Origin of the sequence: Mesorhizobium sp. (assembly GCF_024509055.1) — a bacterium.
In the GTDB taxonomy this organism is placed as follows: domain Bacteria; phylum Pseudomonadota; class Alphaproteobacteria; order Rhizobiales; family Rhizobiaceae; genus Mesorhizobium.
Window position 1 is genome coordinate 1 of the sequence record NZ_JANINM010000069.1, and the last position, 1,834, is coordinate 1,834.

Here is a 1,834-nt window from a genome sequence, read left to right on the forward strand (position 1 = left end):
AGAACAATGATGGCAATGTCGAAACCGCTGAAACCCATTTCGTTTCTCCCTCAAAGGCGGCGACCTCACGGAATCACTTAAGTGTGTTTCCGCATTGTTACAATCAGGTGATCGCTAATATTGGTTAGCGGAAGCTTTTGCGCACCCGTTTCAGGGCCGGTCGATGAAGCCGGTCACACCCAGCCTGAGAGCTCGCGCCGCACCAGCGCCTCGATCACCGCCATGCCTTCGGCGCTGTCGTTTAGGCAGGGAATGTGGGCGAATTTCTCGCCGCCGGCATGGTGGAAGGTCTCGGCCACCTCGCGGCCGATCTCATCCAGCGTCTCGATGCAGTCGACGGAAAAGCCCGGATTGACGATGGCTATCGATTTGACACCGTCCTTGCCCAGCTTCTCGACGGTGACGTCGGTGTAAGGCTTCAGCCATTCCTGCGCGCCGAAGCGCGACTGGAAGGTGGTGATGAGTTTCTTCTCGTCCCAACCGAGCCTGGCCCGCAGCAGCCGCGTCGTCTCCAGGCAATGCGCCTGATAAGGGTCGCCCTTGTCTGAATAGGGTTTCGGGATGCCGTGGTAGGATGTGATCACGACCTCCGGCTCGAAATCGAGCGTCGCAAGGTGCTTCTCGATCGAATGCGCAAGCGCTTCGATATAGACCGGCTCGTCGTAATAGGGCGGCACGCTGCGGATCGCCGGCGCATGCCTGATCTTCATCATCGCCCGGAACAACTGGTCGTTGGCGGTCGCCGTCGTCGTCGCCGAATATTGCGGATAAAGCGGAACGGTGAGGATGCGCTCGCAACCTTGCTCGACCAGCCGGCGTGCGACGCTTTCGGTCGAGGGATTGCCATAGCGCATTGCCCAGTCGACCGTGACGTTGGGCAGGTCGCGGAGTGCTGCGGCCAGCTTCCCGGCCTGCGCACGGGTGAAGGTGCGCAGCGGCGACTCGTTCTTTTCCCGGTTCCAGATTCTGGCGTAGTTGGCGCCTGACTTCTTCGGCCGCGTCGTCAGCACCAGCCCGTAGAGGATCGGATACCAGATCGCCTTGTTGAGCTCGATGACGCGCGGATCGGAGAGGAATTCCCGGAGGTAGCGCCACATCGGCTTGAACTCGGTGCCGTCGGGCGTGCCGAGATTGACCAGCATGATGCCGATCTTGCCTGCTTTCACCGCAGCAGCGCCGGCCGGCGTCTGGCTGGCGGTCTCGGCGGCTTTCGCATTGATAGGGGTGGCAAGGGTCATCGCGGTCTCCACGCGGCAAAACTAGCGATGCCCCGCCGGTTTTCAATGCCGCGTCTGGCCGCACCTTAGTGCGAGATGGGTTGTCATTGAATGCCATCTCGCTCCAAATGCTGTCTCTGAAGCGTGATCCTCTCCGAAAAGTCTGCAGCTCTTCGGGACCACGCTCTCTATCCCGTTCTCGCCAGAAGGCGGAACACCCACCCGGGTTTCCCGGGCGGATGCCATGAAATTTCCGGGAATTGCTTACTTCGCGGCAGGAATGGTCAGCGTCGCACCAAGCGGCAGACGGCGTGGCTTGTAGTCCTTGTTGGCCTCGGCGATCAGCATCCACTTGCTGGCGTCGCCATAGGCTTGCTTCGCCAGACCCCAATAGGTGTCGCCGGCGGCGATCACATGGCTGGTCTCGGCCTGCTTTGCTTCGGCAGGCGCCGCGTGTGCCGGCTTGGCCGGTTCGGTTGCTGCAGGGGCAGGGGCGGATGCCGCTGTCTCGGCGGGTTTCGCCGGCTCAGTCGGCTTGGCCGGCTCGGCAGCGGGCGTCGTTGCCGAGATGTCGGTGATGCGGCCGTCGAGCTTTGGGGTGTATGGGCGGTGGGCGC

General features: G+C 62.0%; 1 protein-coding gene and 1 pseudogene. Both read right to left on the minus strand.

Annotated features, from left to right (window positions below):
* Nucleotides 1-173: 173 nt before the first annotated feature.
* Nucleotides 174-1,238: a ferrochelatase gene (hemH, locus tag Q0L57_RS04050; RefSeq protein ID WP_296738453.1), complete on the minus strand. Its 1,065-nt coding sequence runs from the start codon at nucleotides 1,236-1,238 to the stop codon at nucleotides 174-176.
* A gap of 243 nt (nucleotides 1,239-1,481) precedes the next feature.
* A pseudogene (locus tag Q0L57_RS04055) lies at nucleotides 1,482-1,834 on the minus strand (LysM peptidoglycan-binding domain-containing protein); the annotation flags it as partial.